We start from the raw sequence: 24,096 nt of genomic DNA on the forward strand, positions 1-24,096 counted from the left end.
GGGCGCGGCCCATGGCGGTCAGGGCGTCGTGGTTGCGTTGCGCGGCACTGCGGGTGTCGGAGTCGATGGCCGCTTGCCTGGGGGTGCCGCCGGTGCAGGGGGTCTCATCATTCGGGTTGCACATGCCGGGGGCGGCCCAGCGGGCCAGGACGGCGTCGAGGGTGGCGCGGGCTTGGGGGTCCAGGTAGCCCTTGATCGGGCTCATGCCGTCGCGGTCTTGGGGGCCGAGGATGATGCCGCGGCGTTTGGCGCGGTCTTCGTCGGTGTAGTTGCCGTCGGGGTGCAGGTGATCGGCGAGCCGTTGGGCGAGTTTGGCGAGTTGCTCGGGCCGGTACTGGCCTGCCAGTTCGGTGAGGTGGCGTTCGGCCTGGGTCAAGGTGCCGGCATCGATATCGCTGGGCAGGTAGTGAAAGAAGGAGCGGATCACCGCAACGTGCGCGGCCCCGATCTTCCCGTCCCGCTGGGCCAAAGCCACTGCGGGCAGTGCCGGGTCCAACGACTCCCCCGTCATGGCCCGGCGGGGTCCCAGGGCGGCGGCTTCGGCGATGCGGCGCCCGGCCTCGCCGCTACTCAGATGCAGTTCCTCGGCGATTACCCAGCGGGGTTTGCCGCCCAATTCCACCGGGTCGGTGGTGGCGAGCCGGTTGATCATCGGGTGCTCGACGGCGGGTAGGCGCCGGCGTAGCTGCTCGCAGCGCTGCAGCAAGGCCAGGCATTCGCGTGGGGTCAGTGCGTCGAAGTCGAGATCCAGCGCCTGATCGAGATAGGCCGCGAGGGCGTCGAAGACTTCGACGATCTCTTCCCGACTATTCGAACGCATGTGCTAATGGTAGCGCCGACCCCCGACAAGTCGCAGAACTTATCCACAACCAAAACCACAGTGACACAAGTGAACACAGTGTCGAATGGGAAGCAGCGTCAGTCCCGGCACTCCACCGCGCCGTCGTCGAGGACCACCCGTGGGTTGGCGCCGTCGGGACCGGCGGCCTCGGTACGGAACACCGCCTTACCCGGCTCGGTGCGCCAGATCGAGGTGGTCAGCGTCTCCCCCGGGAACACCGGATCGGTGAACCGCGCCGAGATGGCGCTGACCCGGCTGGCGTCACCGCCGCCGAGTTCGGCGACCAGCGCTCGCCCGGCGAAACCGTAGGTGCACAGCCCGTGCAGGATCGGCTTGGGGAAACCGGCCAGTGTGGTGGCGAACCACGGATCGCTGTGCAGCGGGTTGCGGTCCCCGGAGAGCCGATAAAGCAGCGCCTGGTCCTCCCGGGTCGCATACGCCACGCGGGAATCCGGTTCGGAGTCCGGGATCTGCGGCGCAACCGCCCGTTGCCCGGGCTGCCCGCCGAAGCCGCCGGCCTTGCGGATCACCAGGGTGGTCAGCGTCTCAACGACCAGTTCGGACGTCGTCGAATCGGTCCCGCGTGCCCGCAGCATCACGACGGCGTTCTTGCCCTCGCCCTTGTCCTGGATGTCGGCCACCTCGGCCACCACCTGCAGGCTTCCGGCGGGCGGAAGCGGCGCGAACAGCCGCACCTCCTGGGACCCGTGCAGCAGCAGCGCCGGATTGAAGGTGCCGATCTTGCCGGCGGCGGCAAAGCCCATGCAGCAGATGACGGCATAGGTGGGCAGCACCTGCTGCGGGGTGTCATGGCTGTTCTCGGTGGTGAACGCCAGATCAGCTGTTCCGGCACCGACCCCGAGTGCATAGAGCATGGTGTCGCGCTCGGTCCATGCGAATGTCATCGGGTCTGCGGTCGCGCCAACGGCCGTCGGGTCCAGTGCCACGGATTCTCCTTCGCCTCGGACGAATTGGCCCCACCATTTTCAGCAGAACCGGTCCCGCCGATGCTATCCACACGGCAGGCTGTCGACATGGGGAAAAGCATCTGGAATCGCGGCAGGACTCTGTTCGCACTGCTGGCGGCGGGGCTGGCCGCAGTGCTGGTGCTCAGCGGTTGTTCGGGGACACCGCACCCGCGTGACATCACGCTGACGCTGATACGGCACGCCGAATCGGAAGCCAACGCCTCCGGGATCGTCGACACCTCGGTGCCTGGCCCCGGGCTGACCGAGAAGGGCCGCGTTCGAGCCCAGGAGATGGCAAATCAGCTCTCGCGCAACCACTATGACGCCGTCTACGCCTCCTCGATGCTGCGCGCCCAGCAGACCGCCGCACCACTGGCGCGCGAACTCGGCCGCCAGGTGCAGATCCTGCCCGGGCTGCGCGAGATCGGCGCCGGCTGGTTCGGCGACAAGCCCGAGTCGACAGGCGGCGCGGCGTATCTGCTGGCCCCGCTGGCCTGGATCAACGGTGAGCGGACCGCAACCCTCCCCGGCTCGATCGACGGCAACCAGTTCAACGATGAGTTCGGCGCCGCGGTCCGGCAGATCTACGACGCCGGCGACGCCAATCCGGTGGCGTTCGCGCACGGGGTGTCGATCGCAACATGGACGCTGATGAACGTGAAGAATCCCCGCGACGAGCTGTTGACCAACCACCCGCTGCCCAACCTCGGCAAAGTGGTGATCACCGGCAATCCGGCCACCGGCTGGAAACTGGTGGACTGGGACGGCATTCGCGCGTTCTGACGTCGGGAGCCGAGGAGCGACTGTTGACGTAGCCGACTCGAGCGACCACCATGACCGCATGCGTTATGTCGTTACCGGCGGTACCGGGTTTATTGGGCGGCGAGCGGTGTCACGTCTGCTGGAGACCAGGCCACAGGCCCAGGTGTGGGTGCTGGTGCGCCGCGCCTCGCTGGGCCGCTTCGAAACCCTCGCCGCGGCCGACGCCCAGGCGTGGGGCGAGCGGGTCAAACCGCTGGTCGGCGACCTGACCGCCGAGAACCTGGGGCTGAATGACACGGTGATCGCCGAACTCGGCGACATCGACCACGTCCTGCACTGTGCGGCCGTCTATGACATCACCGCCGGCGCGGCCGAACAGCAGGCAGCCAACGTCGAGGGCACTCGCGCGGTGATCGGCCTGACGAAGCGGCTCGGCGCCACCTTGTCGCACATGTCGTCGATCGCGGTGGCCGGCGACTTCGCCGGCGAATTCACCGAAGACGACTTCGACGTCGGCCAGCAACTGCCGACCCCGTATCACCAGACCAAGTTCGAGGCCGAAGCGCTGGTGCGCTCAGCGCCGGGACTGCGCTACCGGGTGTACCGGCCGGCGGTGGTGGTGGGCGATTCCCGCACCGGCGAGATGGACAAGGCCGACGGGCCCTACTACTTCTTTCCGCTGCTGGCCAAGCTGGCGGCGCTGCCCCGGCTCACCCCGATGGCGGTGCCGGACACCGGACGCACCAACGTCGTTCCGGTCGACTACGTCGTCGATGCGTTGATCGAGTTGATGCACGCCGACGGATGCGACGGGCGCACCTTCCACCTCACCGCACCGCGATCCATCGGGCTGCCTGACATCTATCGGGCCGTCGCGCGAGAAGCCGGTCTTCCGCCGCTGCGCGCCACGCTGCCCGGCGCCGTTGCGGCCCCGGTGCTCAACGTCCACGGACGCGCCCGCGTGTGGCGGAACATGATCGCCACCCAGCTGGGTCTTCCCGCCGAGGTGCTCGACCTGGTGAACCTGCGGCCGACGTTCGTCGCCGACGCCACCCGCGCCGCCCTGGGCGACAGTGTCCGGTTGCCCGAGTTCGCCGATTACGCGCCGCGACTGTGGCGGTACTGGGCGCAACATCTGGATCCCGACCGCGCCCGCCGCGACGACCCGGCCGGGCCCCTGGTCGGTCGGCACGTCGTCATCACCGGGGCGTCCAGCGGCATCGGCCGAGCCTCGGCGATCGCCGTGGCCGAGCGCGGCGGAACCGTCTTCGCGCTGGCCCGCAGCGGCCCGGCACTCGATGATCTGGTGGCCGAGATCCGCGCCGGCGGCGGGCAGGCGCACGCATTCACCTGCGACGTCACCGATTCGGCGTCGGTGGAGCACACCGTCAAGGACATCCTGGGCCGGTTCGGGCACGTCGACTACCTGGTGAACAACGCCGGCCGGTCGATCCGCCGCTCGGTGGTCAACTCCACCGACCGGCTGCACGACTACGAGCGCACGATGGCGGTCAACTACTTCGGTGCGGTGCGGATGGTGCTGGCATTGCTGCCGCACTGGCGGGAACGACGGTTCGGTCACGTGGTCAACGTCTCCAGCGAGGGAGTGCTGGCGCACAGCCCGCGCTACAGCGCGTACGTGCCCACCAAGGCCGCGCTGGACGCGTTCGCCGACGTGGTGTCGACCGAGACCCTGTCTGACCACATCACCTTCACCACCATCCACATGCCGCTGGTGGCCACTCCGATGATCGCGCCGACGGGGAAACTACTCCCGGTCGGTGCGATCAGCGCCGAACACGCCGCCGCCATGGTGGTGCGCGGCCTGATCGAGAAGCCGGACCGGATCGACACCCCGCTGGGGACACTGTCCGAGACCGGCAACTACCTCACCCCCGGGCTGGCCCGGCGAGTGCTGCATCAGGTCTACCTGGGCTACCCGGAGTCGGCCGCGGCACGCGGTGTGGCATCCGCCGAATCTGGCGCGCCCGTTGCGAGGCAATCGACGCAGCGTCGCCCGAAGCGGCCGTCGCGGGCGATCCCCCGGGTGCGGGTGCCCCGCCCGGTCAAGCGGGCGGTGCGGTCAGTTCCGGGCGTGTACTGGTGAACCGACGCTCGTGACACCGGTCTTCGCCGACTTCGATACCGGCGTCGACGACGCGGTCGCGCTGGTGTATCTGCTGGCCAGCTCGGATGCCGAACTCGTCGGGATCGCCGCAACCGGCGGAAACGTTGCGGTGCAGCAGGTCTGCCGCAACAACCTGGCCCTGTTGGAATTGTGCGGGGCGACCGGAGTCCCAGTGTCCAAAGGTGCCGACGAGCCGCTGAACGGACCGGCTCGTACCGCGGTGAACCTTCACGGGCCGCAGGGGCTGGGGTATGCCGAGTTGCCGCCCGGCACCGGACAGCTCACCGGATCCGACGCTGCCGCAGCCTGGGTCGCAGCGGCCCGGGAACATCCGGGGCGCCTGATCGGTCTGGCTACCGGCCCGCTGACCAACCTGGCATTGGCACTGCGGGCTGAGCCCGCGCTGCCCACGCTGCTGCGTCGGCTGGTGATCATGGGCGGCGCGTTCTCCGGTGAGCGGTCCGGCTGGGCCGAGTTCAACATCGGATTCGATCCGGAAGCAGCAGCTGAAGTGTTCGCGGCATGGGGAGCGGTTGCGCCGCAACGGCTCCCGATCGTCTGCGGCCTGGATCTGACCCGACACATCGCGATCACGCCGGCGATCCTGGCGCGGCTGGCGCAGTCGGCCGGCCACCCAATAGTCCGGATGATCAATGACGCGCTGCGGTTCTATTTCGAGGCACATGAGGCGCGCGGCCACGGCTACCTGGCGTATCTGCACGATCCGCTGGCCGCAGCGGTCGCACTGGAACCCACGCTGGTGACGACGCGCCCGGCTGCGGTACGCGTCGAGCTGGTGCCCGGCGATGCGCGCGGGCGCACGATCCCCGACTGGGATACCGCACAACCCAACGCGCTGGTCGGGGTGGGCGTTGACCCAACGGTGTTCTTCAACCGGTTCGTGCAGCGGGTCGGGGCATTCGCCGGTTCTCTTGCACCGCGGGATGATTGACTCCGGTTCACTCGTACACCCCCTCCAGATACCACCGCCGTAGCCGGTAACACAGCAGCAGGGCCTGCCCGGGCACTGCGCTTCCCGGCGAGCCCTCCAGCAGCGCCTGAACCCGGGCGGTGCGCCCGGATCCCGGCCCCTCCCGCTGCGGATCCCACCACCGCTCGTCGACCGGCCAGGGGCCGGCCCACCAGCGCAGCCGCTCGTCGCGACCCCGGGCAACCAGCCACGCCGGATCGGCGGAGAAGAATCCCCGGCCCGTCACCCGGATCGGGTTGCGTTCGGCGTCAAGGAGTTCCACCGGGTCGTCGAGCAGCACCGCCGGCGAGGGTTCGGGGAGCCGGCCGGGCCACGGCTGGCGCGGATCGGCCAGCGGCACCGGCTCATCCCCCAGCGGGGTCAAGGTGATGCGCTCCGCGGGGCCGCGGCCGCCGGAGAGCACCGGCACCCGCACCGCCTCGGGGCCGAGCAGACTCTGCACCCGCACCAGGGCCCGGCGGGCGCGCAACCGGTCCTCCTCCCCGAGGCCGCCCCACAGCGGTAACTGCAGCGCCTCGGCCGCCGATGCCACCTCCACCGGCTCCAGCCGCAGCAGCGTCACCGGACCGGTGGGCCGATCAGAGGCAACGCGGCTGTTCAGCCAGCCGTCCAGTTGCCAGCGCACCCGATCCGCGGTGGCGTCCTCGGTCAACGGCTCGGCGCACCGCCACACCCGAGTCAGCTCTTCCCCGGTGTCGGTGACGGCGTGAATGGCCAGCCGGGTGCAGCCGAGCCCGGCGGCCATCAGTGTCCGGTGCAGCGCACCGGCCAGCGAGCGGCCGGCGAACGCCGCGGCGTCGACCCGGTCGAGCGGCGGGTCGCAGTGCAGCACGGCCTCGAGATCCGGCGTGGGCTCCCGCCCGGACGGCCCGCGCTCCGGCTCAGCACGGGCGAACCGGTGTGCGGTGAGCGCGTCGGGACCGAACCGCGAGGTGACATCCGGACGGGGCAGCGCAGCGAATTGCCCGATGGTTCGAATACCCAAGCGCCACAACAGGTCAACCAGGCCGTCTCGCCCGGGACCGGACAGGCTGGGCTCGGCGGCCAGCTGCCGGATCGACAATCCCGACAGGAATCGGGCGTCTCCCCCGCGCGGTACCACTACGCCGGCGCGCGCGGCGAGCACCGCGGTGGAGAGCCCGTCGGCGATCCCGACCTGGCATTCGACATCGGCCGCCGCGGCCACTGCATCGACAAGACGCTCGGCGGCCTGCTCCTCAGAGCCGAAGGCGCGCACCGCACCACGCACCGACACCACCAGCAGCCCGGGCCGCAACACCTCAGCGGCCGGCATCAGTTCGTCGACCGCAGCCAGGACCGGCTCGAACAGCCGGGCATCGCGATCGGTGTCGGCGGCCACCACGTGCAGCGCCGGGCAGCGGGCGGCCGCTTCTCGGCGGCGCAGCCCACGCCGCACCCCCGCCGCCCGGGCGGCTGCCGAGCAGGCGATCACCCGGTTGGCCAGGGTGACCGCGATCGGCGCGGTGGCCGGCAACCCCGCCGCGGCCGCCGCGGCGACGGCCGGCCAGTCCATGCACCACAGCGCCAGTACTCGAGAGTCGGCCATGAGAAGTCTCGCTACCCGGCCCTGGTCCGCCCGGCGGCGCGCCCGGCGGCCCGCACCTCGATCCGCACCGCCCCGATCCGCCCGAAGCCGGGGACGGCGCCGCCGCCCGCCATCGTGTCGCCCACCGTCTCGTAGCCGCTCACCCGGGCGTCCAGCTGCAGCGCCGTGCCCTGCCAGGTGCCGCCGGAGACCAGCAGGGCGCAGCCCCGGTGACGCGCGCGGGCCAGCACCACCCGGGTGCGCGCCGGCGGCACCGACCGGCCGCCCAGTCCGAGCACCACCAGATCCATGCCGTCCATCAGCACCGTGGCCACCTCCACCGGGTCGTTGCCGGGGTCGGGGATCACCGCGAGCCGGCTCAGGTCGGCGCCCATCTCGGAGGCGGCCAACAGCCCCAGATCCGGCTGACCGACGATGGCTGCGTTTCCGCCGGCCGCCGTCACCGTGGCCACCATGCTCAGCATCAGCGAGCGGGCCCCGGAGAGCACCGCCACCGTGCCGCGCGGCAGTCCGGCGGGCAGCACTTCGGCCAGCAGCGACGGGACCGGCAGGACGGCTTCGGCGGCCGGGGCCGCTGCCGCCGACGATCCGGCCCCCCGCCGGCTCGCACCCACCTTGCCCGACACCGCCGCCATCTGCCGGCGCAGCCGTTCCAGCTGGTCAGCGCGATTTTCTCCGGAGCTATGACGTTGCCCCAAGTCCACCGCCGCCGTCATGTTCGCCTCCGGAAAAACTCGAATCTGTTCGAAACTATGTTCGATTCCCTGAGTGAACACTCCCCCACCGACAACCGTCAAGCCGGATTTCCCGACCGCGCATCAACGGCCTCTCACGCCCCATCAGCACCGCCCCGACGGCCCCCGAGGCCGCCCTTCGGTACACAGTTCAAAATGTGTAACACTGTTCCGCATGACCCAATCCGTGGAGACCGATGCGGCTACCGACGCGCTGCCGTTGGGGCCCCAGTCCCTGGTATGGCGCTACTTCGGCGACAACCGGATGTTCTTGATCGGGCCACGTCCCGCAGTGCTGCAGAACATGCTCGCCGAGCTCGGTCAGGGCGTGCTGGACCACTCGGTGTTCTTCACCGACACCGCCGCCCGCATCAAACGTTCGCTGCCGCCGATCTTCATGACCGTCTACGGCGAAGACTCCGACAACGCCGGTCAGCAGGTACGCGACTTCCACCACAACATCAAGGGGGAGATGCCCGACGGAAGCCGGTATCACGCCCTGGATCCCGAGACCTACTTCTGGGCACACGCCACCTTCGTCGACCAGGTGCTGTACTTCGCCGACACCTTCGTCAAGCGGCTGACCCCGGACGAGAAGGAGCAGATCTACCTCGAATCGAAGACCTGGTACCGCCGCTACGGGGTCAGCGACCGGGTGATGCCGGCCGATTACGCCGAGTTCGAGCGCTACTGGAATCAGATGCTGGACAAGGTTCTCGTCGACCATCCGACCGCCAAGTACGGCGTCGGCTACGTCACCAAGGGCTTCCCCTGCCCCAAGGGGGTGCCACCGACGCTGTGGCGGGCGATCTCGGCGGTCTTCAATCCGCTCGCGGCGTTTCTCACCACCGGCGGTATGCCGCCGAGCACCCGCGCCCAATTGGGTCTGCCGTGGAGCGATCGGCAAGAGCGGCGCTATCAGCGGTTCGCCGCGCTCTGCCGGTCGCGGCCGGTCAACTGGGCGTGGGATCATCTGCCATTGCGGCTGCGCTACAACCGATTCGCCTATGCCGGCTACACCCGGGGCTGACCCGGCAACCACCGCCATCCTCGACGCCGCGGTGGCCGAGTTCGAGCAGCACGGCTTCCGGCGGGTCGCGCTGGACGACGTCGCTCGCCGCGCCGGGGTCAGCCGCACCACCATCTACCGCCGATTCGCCGGCCGCGATGAGCTGGTCGCCGCGGTCATCGACCGGGAGAATGCCGCGCTCTACGCCGATATCGCCGCTGAACTGAAAAACTCTGGCCCGCAGTCGAATTACTATGTGGAGGCGTTCACCTCGGCGATCATGCAGTTCCGCCGGCACCGGGTGCTCAACCGGATGATCACCGACGAGCCGGAACTGGCACTGGCGTTATACCGACAGCACTACGGCGCGATCCTGGACCGGATGTCGCAAGCGCTGCAGGTGATCTTCCCCGCCGGGTTCGCCGAACGCATGGGCGCGGCGGTGGTCACCGAATTGGCCGACACCATCCTGCGCTACGCGGCCATGGCACTGCTGTTGCCGTCGCGCGAGCCGCTGGATTCCGTCGAGGACATCCGGGCGTTCGCGACCGAGCATTTTCTGCCGAGCCTTCCCGCGGCGCTGCGCAGTACGCCGGTGTAGGGATAACCCGGCCCGTCAGAGAGCCGCGCCGACCCCCATCGGGGCAGCCACCTCGGGCATGTAGCGCTCCGCGATCAAGGTCGCAATGGCTTCGACATCAGGAGCCAGCGGATACATATGACGGTATTGCAGAACCTGTTTGCCGATCAGCCCCAGCCGCTCGGTGAACGTCGGCATGCGGTGCGGATCCAGCAACGGGCTGTTGAACGGCGCACAGTCGGAACGCTGAAATTCGAAGGCGGCGCTGATCCGCGGCGCGGCTCCCAGACGGCTGCCGCGACCACCCCAGTGCAGAACGGCCTGGTTCCAGGCGAACATGGTGCCCGCCGTGGCAGGCAGCGCCCGGATGTCCTGAAGATTGTGGACCACCGTGTTGTCCGCCCCGTCCCAGCGACGCTCGACGAAACGATGATCGAGATGGGCGGGCAGCATGTACATGCATCCGTTGAGCGGGGTGGCATCGGTGAACGGCAGCCACACCGTCAGCGTCCGCGGCGAATTGTCGTGATCGAGGGTGTTGACCAACTTGTCGCGGTGCGGCCCCCAGCCCACGGCGTTGTCGCTGGGATTGACGTGCCAGACCCAGAAGTCGGGCAATGCCCGATACCCCTCGCCCATCACGCTGGTGAGGAACTCCGAGAACCCCTGGAATGCCAGCCACAGCTCGTCGTAGACGAAGGCGAAGGCCAGCGGGATTCCTTGCTGGTACAGCGTCGACACACCCGTGCGGATGGGCACGACGGCCGATTCCGGCAGCGCGTCGGGCACCTGGACGTAGCCCTCACGCTTCAAGTTCGCCAGATGGGCGTCGAACGCGCCGACCGAGGTGGAGGGGCGGTCGCCCCCGGCCTCTATCGAGAGTCCAGGGCACACTTGCGCCCAGAATTCGCGGCGCACAACGCTGTCGGCCGAAAACTCAGCAATCATCGTGGCTACTCCCACTCAATCGTGCCGGGTGGTTTGCTGGTGATGTCCAAGACTACGCGGTTGACCTCGGAAACCTCATTGGTTATCCGGGTTGAGATTCGCTCCAGCACCTCGTAGGGCACCCGAGTCCAGTCGGCGGTCATGGCGTCCTCACTGGACACCGGCCGCAGCACGATCGGATGGCCATAGGTGCGGCCGTCGCCCTGGACGCCCACCGAACGGACATCGGCCAACAGCACCACCGGGCACTGCCAGATCTGGTGATCCAGGCCGGCGGCCGTCAACTCCTCGCGGGCTATCGCGTCGGCCTGCCGCAGCGTCGCCAGCCGCGGGCCGGTGACCTCACCGACGATCCGGATGCCCAGCCCGGGCCCCGGGAAGGGTTGGCGGGCAACGATCTCCTCCGGCAGCCCCAACTCCCGTCCGACCGCACGCACCTCGTCCTTGAACAGCAGCCGCAGCGGCTCGACCAGACTGAACTTCAGGTCGTCGGGCAACCCGCCGACGTTGTGGTGGCTCTTGATGTTCGCGGTGCCGGCACCCCCGCCGGATTCCACCACGTCCGGATACAGCGTGCCCTGGACCAGGAACTCGACGTCGTGGTCTCCCAAGGTGTCGCGCACCGCACCCTCGAACGCCCGGATGAATTGGCGCCCGATGATCTTTCGCTTGCCCTCGGGGTCGGACACCCCGGACAGCGCTTCGAGGAACACCTCTTCGGCGTCCACGGTGACAAGCTTGGCCCCGGTGGCGGAGACGAAGTCGTTCTGCACCTGCTCGCGCTCCCCGGCGCGCAACAGGCCATGGTCGACGAACACACAGGTCAGGCGGTCCCCGATGGCACGCTGCACCAGGGCCGCGGCCACCGCGGAGTCCACCCCGCCGGACAGTCCACAGATGGCGTGGCCGTCGCCGATCTGTTCGCGCACCTGCTCGATCAGCGCATCGGCGATGTTGGCCGGCGTCCAGGCCGCGTCGATTCCGGCGAACTCGTGCAGGAACCGGCTGAGCACCCGCTGGCCGTAGGGAGTGTGGATCACCTCTGGGTGGTACTGCACCCCCGCCAGACGGCGGGCGCGGTTCTCGAATGCGGCCACCGGGGCACCGGCGGTTCCGGCCACCACGGTGAACCCGTCCGGCGCGACGGTCACCGCGTCGCCGTGGCTCATCCACACCGGCTGGTTGCCGGGCAGTCCCGAGTGCAGTTCACCGCCGGTCACGGTCAGTTCGGTGCGGCCGTATTCGCTGGTTCCGGTGCGCTCGACGGTGCCGCCGAGGGCCGACGCCATGGCTTGGAAGCCGTAGCAGATACCGAACACCGGAAGGTCGAGGTCGAACAGTGCCGGATCGAGCTGGGGAGCGCCCTCGGCGTAGACGCTGGCAGGCCCACCGGACAGCACGATCGCCAGCGGATCACGTGCGGCGATCTCTTCGACGGTCGCGGTGTGCGGGATGACTTCGGAGAACACCCGCGCCTCCCGAACCCGGCGGGCGATCAATTGGGCGTATTGCGCGCCGAAGTCGATGACCAAGACGGGACGAGGCGATGGTGACGACACCGCAAAGAGTCTAGTGGCGGCAAAAAGTCGCCCGACCAACGGCGGGCATGGTGAAGTGGAGGCACGCGGAAAGAAGGAGGAAGACACGTGCTGGGTCTGCCCGAAGCGGTACGTGCCTGCCTGTTCGACCTCGATGGAGTGCTCACCGACACCGCCAGCGTGCACACCCGCGCCTGGAAGGCCATGTTCGACGCCTACCTGGCGGCGCGCTCCGAACGCACCGGTGAGCCGTTCGTGCCGTTCGACCCCGAAGACGACTATCGGCGCTTCGTCGACGGCCGCAAGCGCGACGACGGGGTGCGCACGTTCCTGGCCAGCCGCGGCATCACGCTGCCCGACGGCACCGACGACGACCCTCCCGAGATCGAAACCGTGCACGGTCTGGGCAACCGCAAGAACGAAGCGTTTCGGGTGACGCTGCAGGCCGACGGCGTGGAGGTGTTCGAGGGGTCCCGGCGTTACCTGGCCGCTGTCACCGACGCCGGCCTGGCCACCGCGGTGGTTTCGGCCAGCGCCAACGCCGGTGAGGTGCTGGCGCTCACCGGTCTGGACAAGTTCATCGCGCAGCGGGTCGACGGGGTGACCCTGCGCACCGAACACATCGCGGGCAAGCCCGCACCGGACTCGTTCCTGCGGGCGGCGCAGCTGCTCGGTGTCGCCCCCGCACAGGCAGCGGTATTCGAGGACGCGCTGTCCGGGGTGGCGGCCGGGCGAGCCGGCGGGTTCGGCTTCGTGGTGGGTGTGGACCGGGTGGGCCAGCGCGATGACCTGCTGAGCCACGGCGCCGACATCGTCGTCACCGATCTGGAGGAACTGTTGTGAGAGCGGGCCGATGATCGCCGAGGATTACTTTCCGATAGAGCCGTGGAAGATCCGGGAAACCCATCTCAATCTGGATCTACTCGGGCAGACCGAGTCCTTGTTCGCACTCTCCAACGGGCATATCGGCCTGCGCGGCAACCTCGACGAGGGTGAACCGTATGGCCTGCCCGGGACCTACCTGAACTCGTTCTACGAGGTGCGGCCGCTGCCGCACGCCGAGTCCGGTTTCGGCTACCCCCAGGCCGGGCAGACCGTCGTGGACGTGACCAACGGCAAGATCATCCGGTTGATGGTCGACGACGAACCGCTGGACGTCCGCTACGGCGAACTGATCGAGCATGAGCGGATCCTCGACCTGCGCGCGGGCACCCTGACCCGTCACGTTCACTGGCGGTCTCCGGCGAAAAAGCAGGTCAAGGTGCACTCCACCCGACTGGTGTCGCTGGCGCACCGCAGCATCGCGGCCATCGAGTACGTCGTCGAGGCGGTCGACGAATTCGTCCGTGTGACGGTGCAGTCCGAGCTGGTCGCCAATGAGGACCAGCCGCCGACCTCCACCGACCCTCGGGTTGCGGCGATTCTGGAGAACCCGCTGGAGGCCGTGGAACGCGAGAACACCAGCGCCGCAGCGGTGCTGGTGCATCGCACCCGGGCCAGCGAACTGATGATGGCCGTGGCCATGGATCACGAGGTCGAGGTGCCCGGCCGGGTTCAGGTCTCCACGATGACGATCCCCGACGTGGCGGCGACCACCATCGTGTGCGGCCTGCGCCCCGGCCAGAAGTTGCGCATCGTCAAATACCTGGCCTACGGCTGGTCCAGTGAGCGGTCACGGCCCGCGCTGCGCGATCAGGCCATCGCGGCGCTGACCGGTGCCCGCTACAGCGGCTGGCAGGGCCTGGTCGACGCGCAACGGGCCTACCTCGACGAGTTCTGGGACGGCGCCGACGTCGAGGTCCACGGCGACCCGGACTGCCAGCAGGCGATCCGCTTCGCGCTGTTCCACCTGCTGCAGGCCAGTGCCCGCGCCGAACGCCGCGCCATTCCGAGCAAAGGTCTGACCGGCACCGGTTATGACGGCCACACCTTCTGGGACAGCGAGAGTTTCATCCTGCCGGTGCTGATCTACACCGCTCCCCACGCCGCAGCCGATGCGTTGCGCTGGCGGGCCACCACCCTCGATCTCGCGCGCGAACGCGCCGCCGAGCTGGGGCTGTCCGGCGCGGCCTTCCCGTGGCGGACGATCCGCGGCCAGGAGTGCTCCGGCTACTGGCCGGCGGGCACCGCCGCCTGGCACATCAACGCCGACATCGCGGCGGCGTTCGAGCAGTACCGGGTGGTCACCGGTGACCACTCGGTGGAGCAGGAATGCGGGCTGGCGGTGCTGGTGGAGACCGCGCGACTCTGGCGCTCGCTCGGACACCACGACCGGCATGGGGTATGGCACCTGTACGGGGTCACCGGTCCCGATGAATACACCGCGATCGTCCGGGACAACACATTCACCAACCTGATGGCCGCCCACAATCTGCGTACTGCCGCGCAGGCGTGCGCTCGCCATCCCGACGCCGCCCATGAGCTGGGGGTCACCACCGAGGAGATGGCGGGCTGGCGAGACGCGGCCGAGGCGGCGCACATCCCCTATGACGAAGAACTGGGGGTGCATCCGCAGTGCGATGGTTTCACCACGGCCGCGGAATGGGACTTCGACACCCACAACGCCTATCCCCTGCTGCTCAACGAGCCCTATGTGCGGCTGTACCCGGCGCAGGTGGTCAAGCAGGCCGACCTGCTGTTGGCCATGCATTGGCGCAGCCACGCGTTCACCGCCGAACAGAAGGCGCGCAACGTCGACTACTACGAGCGGCGCACGGTACGCGACTCCTCGCTGTCGGCGTGCACCCAGGCGGTGATGTGCGCCGAAGTGGGGCACCTGGAGTTGGCTCACGACTACACCTACGAGACGGCTTTCGTCGACCTGCGCGATCTGCACGACAACACCCGCGACGGCCTGCATATGGCGGCGCTGGCGGGAACGTGGCTCGCCTTGGTGGCCGGGTTCGGCGGTCTGCGTGACGACGCCGGTGTGCTGTCGTTGGATCCCGCGCTGCCGGACGGGATCTCACGGCTACGGTTCGGGTTGCGTTGGCGGGGAAATCGGCTGACGGTCGACGCCAACCACAGCAAAGTCACCTACACGCTGCGCGATGGCCCCGACAGTCAGCTGACTATTCGCCATGCCGGTGAGGACATCGAACTGAGCACGCAGTCCCCGACGACGCTGCCGATCCATCGACGTGAACCGTTGCTGCCCACCCCGACTCAGCCGCCCGGGCGGGAGCCGATGCACCGCCGAGAGGTCGCGCGGTGACGCCTCAGGCGTTACCGGAGGACCAGCGCAGCGCGCCGAAGGCGCTGTCCGGCACCACCGGGTTCTTCGGCGCGATCGGGTCCAGTCGCCGGTAGGCCTCGCCCTGGGCCGGCCGCAGATCGGCCTCACCCTTGTTGGGCCACAGCGATGCGGCCCGCTCGGCCTGAGCGGTGATCGACAACGACGGGTTGACCCCGAGGTTGGCCGAGACCGCCGCGCCGTCCATCACCGCCAGGGTCGGGTAGCCGTACACCCGCTGGTAGGGGTCGATGACGCCGTTCTCGGGGCTGTCCCCGATCGCCGCCCCGCCCAGGAAGTGCGCGGTGAGCGGGATATTGAACAGCTCGCCCCAGGTACCGCCGGCCACACCGTCGATCTTGGCGGCGATACGGCGGGTGACCTCGTTGCCGACCGGGATCCAGCTCGGGTTCGGCTCGCCGTGGCCCTGCTTGCTGCTGTAGCGGCGGAAGCCCAGCTTGCCGCGTTTGGTGAAGGTGGTGATCGAGTTGTCCAGATGCTGCATGACCAGAGCGATCACGGTGCGCTCGCTCCAGCGCCGCGGGTTGAGCAGCCGCAGGATGTGGCGGGGGTCTTCGCCGGCTTGCGTCAGCAGCTGGCGCCACCGCGGAATGTCAGTGCCCTGCGGACCGGTGCCGTCGGTCATCAGGGTCTGCAACAGCCCCATCGCGTTGGAGCCCTTGCCGTAGCGCACCGGTTCGACGTGGGTGTCGGCGGTGGGGTGGATCGAGGACGTGATCGCCACACCGTGGGTCAGGTCCAGCTCCGGGTTGACGTTCAATGTCGCCGCACCGACGATGGATTCGGAGTTGGTGCGGGTCAGCACACCCAGCTTGTCCGACAGCTTGGGCAGCTTGCCCTTATCGCGCATCTTGAACAGCAGCCGCTGGGTGTTGTAGGTGCCGGCGGCCAGGATCAGATACCGGGCCGTGAAGGTTTTGCGGTGCCGGCGCATGCTCAGGCCGGTTCGCACCGTGCTCACCTGCCACAGCCCGTCACCCCCCTGCTCGAAGGCGGTCACCGTCGTCATCGGATGCACTTGTGCACCAGCCGATTCCGCCAGATACAGGTAGTTCTTGACCAAGGTGTTCTTGGCGCCCCAGCGGCAGCCCGTCATGCACTCGCCGCATTCGATGCAACCGGTGCGCTGCGGACCGGCGCCGCCGAAGTACGGGTCGGGCACCGTCTTGCCGGGTTCTTTGACGCCGCTGGCGCCGTCCGGGCCGAAGAACACCCCGACCGGAGTGGCCACGAACGTGTCGCCGACCCCCATCTCGTCGGCGACCTGCTTGACGATCCGGTCGGCGTCGGTGAAGGTCGGATTCTTGACCACCCCGAGCATCCGCTTGGCCTGGTCGTAGTGCGGCATCAACTCGGCGCGCCAGTCGGTGATGTGCGCCCACTGCTTGTCGGCGAAGAACGGCTCCGGGGGCACATAGAGCGTGTTGGCGTAGTTCAGCGACCCGCCGCCGACCCCCGCGCCGGCCAGCACCATCACGTTGTTGAGCAGGTGGATGCGCTGGATGCCGTAGCAGCCCAGCTTCGGCGCCCACAGAAACTCGCGCAGGTGCCAGGAGTTCTTGGCGAAATCGGGGTCGGCGTACCGGCGTCCGGCTTCCAGCACGCCGACCCGATACCCCTTCTCGGTCAGCCGCAACGCACTCACGCTGCCGCCGAAACCCGAGCCGATGATCAGGACGTCGTAGTCAGGCTGGTGATCAGATTGCGCCGACACCCCACGAGGATACCGGGCGGTAACTTTCTCCGGCGAGCAGACGCGAAAGTCCCCCAAAACCCGTCACGGAGGGGGCTTTGGCGTCTGCTCGCCGGGGAAGTGGCGTCTGCTCGCCGGAAAGGTCCGTCAGCTCCCGACGGTCAGGCCGACCTTCTGGAACTCCTTGAGGTCGCAGTAGCCGGCCTTGGCCATCGACCGACGCAGCCCGCCGACCAGGTTCAGCGAACCGAACGGGTCATCGGAGGGCCCCTCGAGCACCTGCGCCAGGCTGGGCCGTTCCCCGTATGCGACCTGCATCAGCGCCCCGCGCGGCAGGGACGGGTGGGCGGCAGCCGACGGCCAGTACCAGCCGTCGCCCTGCGCCTCGGCGGCAGCGGCCAGCGGCGTGCCCAGCACCACCGCGTCGGCGCCGCAGGCGATCGCCTTGGCCAGGTCCCCGGAGGTGTGAATGTCACCATCGGCCAGCACGTGCACATAGCGCCCGCCGGTCTCATCGAGGTACTCGCGACGTGCGGAGGCCGCGTCGGCGATCGCGGTGGCCATCGGCACCGAGATGCCCAGCACCTCATCAGAGGTGGTCACCCCGGAGGTGGAGCCGTAGCCGACGATCACCCCGGCCGCGCCGGTCCGCATCAGGTGCAGCGCGGTGCGGTGGTCGATCACCCCGCCGGCCACCACCGGGATGTCCAACTCGGAGATGAAGGTCTTCAGGTTCAGGGGTTCACCGGCCCCGTCGCGGTCCACGGCGACACGCTCGGCGGAGATGATGGTGCCCTGGATGACCAGCAGGTCGACGCCGGCAGCCACCAGTGCCGGGGTCAGCGCCGCGGCGTTCTGCGGGCTCACCCGCACCGCGGTGGTCACGCCGGCGGCACTGATGCGCGCCACGGCCGCACCGAGCAGCTCGGGGTTCAGCGGCGCGGCGTGCAGTTGCTGCAGCAGCCGGATCGCCGCCGCCGGCTCCGGTTCCTTGGCGGCGGCCTCGGTCACCTGGGCGATCTTGGCCTCGACGTCGGCGTGACGACCGATCAACCCCTCAGCGTTGAGCACCCCCAGACCGCCGAGGCGGCCCAGTTCGATGGCGAACTCCGGGGAGACCAGCGCGTCGGTGGGATGGGCCAGTACCGGCATCTCGAAGCGGTAGGCATCGAGTTGCCAGGCGGTGGACACGTCCTTGGAGGAACGAGTACGCCGGGACGGCACGATGTTGATGTCGTCGAGCTCATAGGTGCGACGGGCGGTGCGGCCCATGCCGATCTCAACCATGTCACGCATGACGGGTCAGCCTCGTTTCTGTTTTCGCTGCGCGAGAATGTGCCGGGACGAACGTCTGCTCAGCGCACGTAGTAGTTGGGCGCTTCGACGGTCATGGTGATGTCGTGCGGGTGGCTTTCCTTCAGCCCCGCGGCGGTGATGCGCACGAACTGCGCCTGCTGCAGCTGCTCGATGGTGGCCGAACCGGTGTAGCCCATCGCCGCCCGCAGGCCGCCGGTGAGCTGGTGGATGACCGTGCTCAGCGGACCCCGGAACGGCACCCGGCCCTCGATGCCCTCGGGCACCAGCTTGTCCTCGGAGAGCGCGTCGTCCTGGAAGTAGCGGTCCTTGGAGTAGGACTTGGCGCCGCCGCGACCCTGCATAGCCCCCAGCGAACCCATCCCGCGGTAGCTCTTGAACTGCTTGCCGTTGACGAAAATCAGGTCGCCGGGCGATTCGGCGGTGCCGGCCAGCAGCGAGCCGAGCATCGTCGTCGAGGCGCCGGCGGCCAGCGCCTTGGCGATGTCTCCGGAGTACTGCAGTCCCCCGTCGGCGATCACCGGCACGCCTGCGGGGGTGCACACGGCCACGGCCTCCATGATGGCGGTGATCTGTGGGGCGCCCACCCCGGCGACCACGCGGGTGGTGCAGATCGAGCCGGGACCCACCCCGACCTTCACCGCGTCGGCGCCGGCCTCGACCAGAGCGGCGGCTCCGCTTCGGGTGGCTACGTTGCCGCCGACCACCTCGACCCGCTCCCCGACTTCGGCTTTGAGCTTGCCGACCATGTCCAGGACCCCGCGATTGTGGGCATGCGCGGTGTCCACGATCAGCACATCGACCCCGGCGTCGACCAGCGTCATCGCCCGGACCCAGGCGTCGTCGCCGACGCCGACTGCGGCACCGACCAGCAGCCGGCCGTCGCTGTCTTTGGTGGCCAGCGGGTGTTGCTCGGTCTTGACGAAGTCCTTGACGGTGATCAGCCCGGTCAGCTTGCCGTGGCCGTCGACGATCGGCAGCTTCTCGATCTTGTGCCGGCGCAGCAGGCCCAGCGCGGCGTCGGCGGAGACGCCCTCCTGCGCGGTGATCAGCGGCGCCTTGGTCATCACCTCGGCGACCGGCTTGTTCTGGTCGACCTCGAAGCGCATGTCTCGGTTGGTGATGATCCCGACCAGCGAGCCCTCGTTGTCGACGACGGGCAGGCCCGAGATCCGGAAGCGGGCGCACATCGCGTCCACCTCGGCCAGGGTGTTCTCCGGCGTGCAGGTGACCGGGTCGGTGACCATCCCGGCCTCGGACCGCTTGACGGTCTCGACCTGGCCGGCCTGCTCGGCGACGGGCAGATTGCGGTGCAACACGCCCATGCCACCGGCGCGGGCCATCGCGATCGCCATCCGGGCTTCGGTGACGGTGTCCATCGCGGAGCTGACCAGCGGCACCTTGAGCTCGATGTTGCGGGTCAGCCGACTCGCGGTGTCGGCGGTGGCCGGCACCACGTCGGACGCTGCCGGAAGCAGCAGGACGTCGTCGAAGGTCAGCCCCAGCATCGCGATCTTGGGGGACTGCCCGTCGAGGGCACCACCGGCATACACCGCATCATCCTGCGGACCCATGGCGCCGGTCATCGGAGCGCTGACCTCTGTTTTGGACAACCAACGGCCATCTGGGAGCCTCCACTACAAAGCCGGGGTGAGAAGTCCATCTTAATCGCGGCGCACAGCTGCTTTCGCCCGCCACCACCCTTGGCCTCCGGGCGGGCCCCACCCGCCGCTGGCGTTCTGTCATGGCGACTGCGTACCCTGATGGGCGTGCGTGACCACCTGCCACCCGGTTTGCCGCCGGACCCATTCGCCGACGATCCGTATGACCCGTCGGCCGCGTTGGATGCCGTCGAACCGGGCCAACCGCTGGACCCGCAGGAACGGACCGCGGTCGAGGCCGACCTCGCCGATCTGGCGGTCTACGAAGCCTTGTTGGCCCGCCGGGGAATTCGCGGCCTGGTGGTGTGCTGTGACGACTGCCAGCAGGACCACTACCACGACTGGGACATGCTGCGCGCCAACCTGCTGCAGCTGCTCATCGACGGCACGGTCCGGCCGCACGAGCCGGCCTACGACCCGGAGCCGGACAGCTACGTGACGTGGGACTACTGCCGCGGCTACGCCGATGCGTCGCTCAACGGAGCGACCTCGGAAGCCGACGGCTACCGCTGATCAGACTCGCTTCCAGTTCCCGCCGCGGTGGGCCACCAGCTCGGCAGCCTCTTCACGCAGGACCCGTAGCTCTTCAGCCGTCCGCGTAGCACTGCCGACATCGGCCAACATGCACGCCAGCGCCCATTGCAGGGGGACCAGCCCCAGCCGGCCGGTGTCTTCCAGCGCGGCCTCGGCCACCACTCGCGCACGATCGGGTTTCCCCGCGCAGCACAGCGCGCCGGCCAGCACCACCTGGCTTTTCACCCGGTGGCGCACCATAGGTTCGCTCACCAGGTCGCACGCCTGCTCGGCATGGCGCACCGCGGTGGCTCCATCGCCGGTGACCATCGCCAATTCTGCGGTCACCCAATGCCGGCGGACGGCCAGGCGCGGATGCGCGGTGGACGGCTCCGGTTCGGCTTGGGCCAGCAGTGCCGCGGACGCCGCGAAACGCCCGACCCCCAGCGCGTCGGCGGCCAGCCCGACGAGCGCGTCGGCGCGGGCCTCCGGGTCGACTTCGCGTGCGTCGAGGGCCAGTGCCAGCGCCCGGCCATCCAGACCGCGGGCCAGCTCGTGCCAGCCGACTTGGCGCAGGAACGAGCCCTGGGTGCTGTACGCCTGGGAGGCCAGCGGCCCGGCCGGCACTTCGCGCAGCAGCGCCGCCAGGTCGGCGGCGGCGGAGGCGTAGCGGCCCTGTCCCCCGGCCACGACGGCGCGCAGCCACAGCTGCCGGGGAGTAGTGGCGGCGGGCAGGGGCCAGCGGCCGGGTTCATCGCCGAACGCGGCGTTCACCAAGACGGCGTGGGGATCCTCAATCATCGTTGCGCGACGTTACGCGGTACCCCCGTCGCATAACCACTCCACAGAATGCGGAATAACATCCACTCTCACGGAAACTCCACCCTTTTAGGCCAGCCTTTCTTAACGATCGCGTTGGTTTTACTTCAGATCGTTCCGTTACGGTCCCCTCGGCGCCGGAAGTCAGCCGGCGCTGTTTTACGCGCTACACCCAGCTACCGCTCGACAGCCGCATCCGAAAGATCCGGCCCCAACGGAGTTTTGAGAGGGGTTCCCATGCCACAGGTTGAGCACTTGCCCGGCCGCAATGCGGACGTATGGGATTGGCAGCTCCGGGGAGCATGTCGAGGGGTCGACTCGTCGGTGTTTTTTCCGCCCGATGGAGAGCGCGGCCGCGCGCGAGCCCAGCGCGAGCAGAACGCCAAGAAGTGGTGCCACAGTTGCCCGGTGCTGGAACAGTGCCGCACTCACGCGCTCGCCGTCGGCGAGCCCTACGGCATCTGGGGCGGCATGTCTGAGGCCGAGCGGCACGCCGTACTGCGTCGCCATCTGCGCCCCAGCGGCTAGGCACTTTCCCGACCGGCCGTTAACATAGCGGCCCGTGGGTACCTGAGCAGCCCCCGGTTTTCCGGGGGCTGTTCGCTCCCTGCCTGCCTGTCGGACCTCTGGTGTTGACTCGCGACTATGCGATCTGCACTGGTAACAGCCCTGTCGGTAACCGCAACGCTTGCCGCCGCAGCGGGCATCGGTCTGGCTTCACCGGCCCAGGCCGGCACGGCCCTCTGCTACGACGAGCGACTGTGCGGCGATCTGGGCGACGTCAGCTACTGCCCCGACTCCGGCAAGATGGTGGGCCCGTTCGCCCCCTGCCCGTCACTGGTCACCGGACCGTATGCCCCGGGCGGGTTGCGGCCCAACGCAGGCTTGTCGTCACCGGACTGAACGCGGGTCAGCGACGGCCTCGGACGCCGATAGGCACCGCGCTACAAGCGCGGTGCCTATCGGGTCGGAACGTCTGATCAGCCGTGCGGCGCCTCAGATATCTTGCTGTCCGGCGTGCCCAGCGTCTTGCAGTAGGTCGTTGCCGACAGACGCGTCGCCGAGATCTCCAGGCTCGAGGGGTCGACACCACTCTTGTCCTTGAGCATCTTGGTGATTTCGTCGTTCTGCTTCTGCTCGTCCTGCTCGACGAAGTCCTTGCACCTCGTGTCGCCGCCGGTGTTGATCACCTCCGAGGCCGAACAACCGCCGGAAATCAGCGCCCCCAGCGCAAAGGCCCCAATCGCAATGCTTTTCAACATCGTCATTCCCTACGCCTCCCGTCCGACGAGGCGCACCAGCCAGAGCAGGATTATCGAACCTAAGATTGCGGTGAACAGGGTGAACCACCAGCCACCACTCGCCGTGTCGACGACGAAGCTGAGCAGGAATCCGCCGATCAACGCTCCGACGACACCTACGATGATGTCGGTGAGCAGGCCGTACTTGGTCTTCATGGCCATACCCGCGATCCAGCCGGCAATAGCACCGATCACGATGTAGCCGATCCATCCCACGCTGGTAAGTGTTGTGGAACGGGCCAGGAATTCGGTGGCCGCCACTGCGTTCATGGTGATCTCCTTTTCGACACCTTTAGTCGCCGTTGAGGTCAACGCCGCGCAGGATTCATACCCGTTCTGCGCGGCGGCTAATCACCCATATTCACGTCGCGCCGGTGGACCCCGAGAAATGAATTGATAACCGATGCAATGTATTCGCCGGTTCGGCCTCGGGGTACTGGCCGGACTACCTCTTCGAGTTATTCCGATCGGAGGTGATAGGCGAACGACTTCTCCTGCCTCTGCTTCATCTTCTCCAGGCACTGGTGGTGCTTGCGGGCGTGGTAGGCCAGCGGGAAGTAGGTGAGCCGGTCGGGAAGCACGCGGTAGGCGATCCGAATGGCGGTGTAGATGCGAACGAGCTGGCGCTCCTCCTCGGCACTCCAGGTGACACCGAGCTTCTCGCGAAGACGCGGATCCAGTAGCCCGACCACCGACAGGTAGTTGAACCGCAGCGTGGGTCGTAGCGCGGCCTGCACCAGCGGCGCCAACAGCTTCGGAACCGCGGGCGGCAGGTCGGCCTTGCCGGCCTGCAGGTCGGCGATCAATTGCAGCGCCTGCGGCGTGCCCCGCAAAGTGTCGATCATCCGCTCGTAATAGTCGGCCATTTCCTGTTGCGTCTCGGGATAGCCGCGCATCGGTACGTGCAGCAGCCGAGCCAGCCGTCGGTTGTCGCGCAGCAGTTCGTCCTTTTCGGCGTCGGTGAATTCGCGGCCGATCATCAACCGGCCCGCCTGAGCATTGATGATGTAGCCGGTGGCGATCACCCACTGATAGGCCTCGGGATGCAAAGCGCTTATCTGCTTGCCGGTTTCCGCGCTTTTCATGGTGAGCGGTTTGTGCAGGGCGCGAACACGATCACCTTCGGCCTTGGCCTCGGTTCCCCCGTAGGTCCAGCGCAGCACCGAGTCGACCGACCGGATCGCCCGGCCGCCCGGGTCTCCGTGGAAGGCCGCGGAGTAGCGGCCGGTGACCTCGGCGATCACCGGATGCATGGCCTGCATCATGAACGCCGCGCCCTCGAGGATGAGGAAGGTCCATCGCCCGGTGTGCTCGGCGGTCAGCGAGTCCGGCGGGACGAGCTCGATCTGCTCGAGATCCTCGGGCTCCGTGATCGCCTCGATCTCCCCGGCGGGCTGGTGCGCCTCAAGATCGGGTGTAGAGGTCATCGGCTTCCCCTGTCGTCACGTGCCAAGGTCCCGGCCCGACGCTAATATG

At 68.5% G+C, this 24,096-nt stretch carries 23 protein-coding genes; 10 read left to right on the forward strand and 13 right to left on the reverse strand.

Annotation, left to right across the window (positions count from 1 at the left end; all coding sequences use genetic code 11):
• Both AWC18_RS13815 and AWC18_RS13820 read right to left on the reverse strand, forming a co-directional pair.
• The coding region (locus AWC18_RS13815) for a DUF222 domain-containing protein (protein ID WP_133054996.1) at nucleotides 1–820 on the reverse strand (820 nt) is incomplete at its 3' end.
• Between the two features lie 98 nt (nucleotides 821–918).
• Nucleotides 919–1,788 (reverse strand): MaoC/PaaZ C-terminal domain-containing protein, encoded by an 870-nt coding sequence (locus tag AWC18_RS13820; RefSeq protein WP_085139107.1) that lies wholly within the window; start codon nucleotides 1,786–1,788, stop codon nucleotides 919–921.
• A gap of 87 nt (nucleotides 1,789–1,875) precedes the next feature.
• Here AWC18_RS13820 and AWC18_RS13825 point away from each other — a divergent pair, with 87 nt between their 5' ends.
• Genes AWC18_RS13825 through AWC18_RS13835 form a run of 3 tightly spaced genes read left to right on the forward strand, consistent with a single transcriptional unit; the run spans nucleotide 1,876 to nucleotide 5,651 of the window.
• Nucleotides 1,876–2,592, forward strand: a complete 717-nt coding sequence (locus tag AWC18_RS13825; RefSeq protein ID WP_085139108.1) for a histidine phosphatase family protein — start codon at nucleotides 1,876–1,878, stop codon at nucleotides 2,590–2,592.
• A 58-nt stretch (nucleotides 2,593–2,650) separates the two neighbouring features.
• Complete coding sequence (locus AWC18_RS13830; protein ID WP_085139109.1) at nucleotides 2,651–4,678, forward strand: SDR family oxidoreductase; 2,028 nt, start codon at nucleotides 2,651–2,653, stop codon at nucleotides 4,676–4,678.
• Between the two features lie 10 nt (nucleotides 4,679–4,688).
• On the forward strand, nucleotides 4,689–5,651 hold the full coding sequence (locus AWC18_RS13835; RefSeq protein ID WP_085139110.1) for a nucleoside hydrolase: 963 nt from the start codon (nucleotides 4,689–4,691) through the stop codon (nucleotides 5,649–5,651).
• A 7-nt stretch (nucleotides 5,652–5,658) separates the two neighbouring features.
• On the opposite strand, the gene AWC18_RS13840 is transcribed toward AWC18_RS13835, so the two are convergent.
• The gene (locus AWC18_RS13840) at nucleotides 5,659–7,257 is read right to left on the reverse strand and encodes a DNA polymerase Y family protein (RefSeq protein ID WP_085139111.1); all 1,599 of its coding nucleotides are present in this window, start codon (nucleotides 7,255–7,257) and stop codon (nucleotides 5,659–5,661) included.
• 11 nt (nucleotides 7,258–7,268) lie between these two features.
• On the reverse strand, nucleotides 7,269–7,973 hold the full coding sequence (gene imuA', locus AWC18_RS13845; protein WP_085139112.1) for a DnaE2-dependent mutagenesis accessory factor ImuA': 705 nt from the start codon (nucleotides 7,971–7,973) through the stop codon (nucleotides 7,269–7,271).
• Between the two features lie 193 nt (nucleotides 7,974–8,166).
• Between imuA' and AWC18_RS13850 the strand changes: the two genes are divergently transcribed.
• Nucleotides 8,167–9,021 carry an oxygenase MpaB family protein gene (locus AWC18_RS13850; protein ID WP_085139113.1) on the forward strand — a complete coding sequence of 285 codons (855 nt, stop codon included), beginning with the start codon at nucleotides 8,167–8,169 and terminating at the stop codon, nucleotides 9,019–9,021.
• The gene (locus AWC18_RS13855) at nucleotides 8,999–9,601 is read left to right on the forward strand and encodes a TetR/AcrR family transcriptional regulator (protein ID WP_085139114.1); all 603 of its coding nucleotides are present in this window, start codon (nucleotides 8,999–9,001) and stop codon (nucleotides 9,599–9,601) included. The genes AWC18_RS13850 and AWC18_RS13855 overlap by 23 nt, the downstream gene beginning before the upstream one ends.
• 15 nt (nucleotides 9,602–9,616) lie before the next feature.
• On the opposite strand, the gene AWC18_RS13860 is transcribed toward AWC18_RS13855, so the two are convergent.
• Nucleotides 9,617–10,528 (reverse strand): phytanoyl-CoA dioxygenase family protein, encoded by a 912-nt coding sequence (locus AWC18_RS13860; protein ID WP_076050364.1) that lies wholly within the window; start codon nucleotides 10,526–10,528, stop codon nucleotides 9,617–9,619.
• A 5-nt stretch (nucleotides 10,529–10,533) separates the two neighbouring features.
• A complete protein-coding gene (gene guaA / locus AWC18_RS13865) occupies nucleotides 10,534–12,087 on the reverse strand; it encodes a glutamine-hydrolyzing GMP synthase (RefSeq protein WP_085139115.1) in 1,554 nt (517 codons plus the stop codon).
• A gap of 87 nt (nucleotides 12,088–12,174) precedes the next feature.
• Between guaA and AWC18_RS13870 the strand changes: the two genes are divergently transcribed.
• A complete protein-coding gene (locus tag AWC18_RS13870) occupies nucleotides 12,175–12,909 on the forward strand; it encodes a beta-phosphoglucomutase family hydrolase (protein ID WP_085139116.1) in 735 nt (244 codons plus the stop codon).
• 10 nt (nucleotides 12,910–12,919) lie between these two features.
• Nucleotides 12,920–15,280 (forward strand): glycoside hydrolase family 65 protein, encoded by a 2,361-nt coding sequence (locus tag AWC18_RS13875; RefSeq protein WP_085139117.1) that lies wholly within the window; start codon nucleotides 12,920–12,922, stop codon nucleotides 15,278–15,280.
• Between the two features lie 4 nt (nucleotides 15,281–15,284).
• Here the strand turns inward: AWC18_RS13875 and AWC18_RS13880 are convergent, their stop codons facing one another.
• The 3 genes from AWC18_RS13880 to guaB all read right to left on the reverse strand — a co-directional run bounded on the left by AWC18_RS13880 (nucleotide 15,285) and on the right by guaB (nucleotide 19,900).
• Nucleotides 15,285–17,033, reverse strand: coding sequence for a GMC family oxidoreductase (locus tag AWC18_RS13880; protein WP_085139118.1), 1,749 nt, complete (start codon nucleotides 17,031–17,033; stop codon nucleotides 15,285–15,287).
• Nucleotides 17,034–17,159: 126 nt separating this feature from the next.
• Complete coding sequence (locus AWC18_RS13885) at nucleotides 17,160–18,308, reverse strand: GuaB3 family IMP dehydrogenase-related protein (protein ID WP_085139119.1); 1,149 nt, start codon at nucleotides 18,306–18,308, stop codon at nucleotides 17,160–17,162.
• 59 nt (nucleotides 18,309–18,367) lie between these two features.
• Nucleotides 18,368–19,900: an IMP dehydrogenase gene (gene guaB / locus AWC18_RS13890; protein WP_085139147.1), complete on the reverse strand. Its 1,533-nt coding sequence runs from the start codon at nucleotides 19,898–19,900 to the stop codon at nucleotides 18,368–18,370.
• 195 nt (nucleotides 19,901–20,095) lie between these two features.
• On the opposite strand from guaB, the gene AWC18_RS13895 reads away from it, so the two are divergent.
• Nucleotides 20,096–20,500, forward strand: coding sequence for a DUF5319 domain-containing protein (locus AWC18_RS13895; RefSeq protein WP_064998282.1), 405 nt, complete (start codon nucleotides 20,096–20,098; stop codon nucleotides 20,498–20,500).
• On the opposite strand, the gene AWC18_RS13900 is transcribed toward AWC18_RS13895, so the two are convergent.
• Entirely contained in the window at nucleotides 20,501–21,301 is an 801-nt protein-coding gene (locus AWC18_RS13900; RefSeq protein WP_085139120.1) for a hypothetical protein, read from the reverse strand.
• A gap of 255 nt (nucleotides 21,302–21,556) precedes the next feature.
• Here AWC18_RS13900 and AWC18_RS13905 point away from each other — a divergent pair, with 255 nt between their 5' ends.
• Nucleotides 21,557–21,847 carry a WhiB family transcriptional regulator gene (locus tag AWC18_RS13905; RefSeq protein ID WP_064998278.1) on the forward strand — a complete coding sequence of 97 codons (291 nt, stop codon included), beginning with the start codon at nucleotides 21,557–21,559 and terminating at the stop codon, nucleotides 21,845–21,847.
• A gap of 117 nt (nucleotides 21,848–21,964) precedes the next feature.
• Nucleotides 21,965–22,222, forward strand: a complete 258-nt coding sequence (locus AWC18_RS13910; RefSeq protein WP_064998279.1) for a hypothetical protein — start codon at nucleotides 21,965–21,967, stop codon at nucleotides 22,220–22,222.
• 77 nt (nucleotides 22,223–22,299) lie between these two features.
• Here the strand turns inward: AWC18_RS13910 and AWC18_RS13915 are convergent, their stop codons facing one another.
• The 3 genes from AWC18_RS13915 to AWC18_RS13925 all read right to left on the reverse strand — a co-directional run bounded on the left by AWC18_RS13915 (nucleotide 22,300) and on the right by AWC18_RS13925 (nucleotide 24,047).
• Entirely contained in the window at nucleotides 22,300–22,581 is a 282-nt protein-coding gene (locus AWC18_RS13915; RefSeq protein ID WP_064998283.1) for a hypothetical protein, read from the reverse strand.
• A 9-nt stretch (nucleotides 22,582–22,590) separates the two neighbouring features.
• The gene (locus AWC18_RS13920; RefSeq protein WP_064998280.1) at nucleotides 22,591–22,890 is read right to left on the reverse strand and encodes a GlsB/YeaQ/YmgE family stress response membrane protein; all 300 of its coding nucleotides are present in this window, start codon (nucleotides 22,888–22,890) and stop codon (nucleotides 22,591–22,593) included.
• Between the two features lie 188 nt (nucleotides 22,891–23,078).
• Nucleotides 23,079–24,047 carry an oxygenase MpaB family protein gene (locus AWC18_RS13925; protein WP_064997736.1) on the reverse strand — a complete coding sequence of 323 codons (969 nt, stop codon included), beginning with the start codon at nucleotides 24,045–24,047 and terminating at the stop codon, nucleotides 23,079–23,081.
• Nucleotides 24,048–24,096: the final 49 nt, after the last annotated feature.

Origin of the sequence: Mycolicibacter nonchromogenicus (assembly GCF_002101775.1) — a bacterium.
Classification (GTDB): Bacteria; Actinomycetota; Actinomycetes; order Mycobacteriales; family Mycobacteriaceae; genus Mycobacterium; species Mycobacterium nonchromogenicum.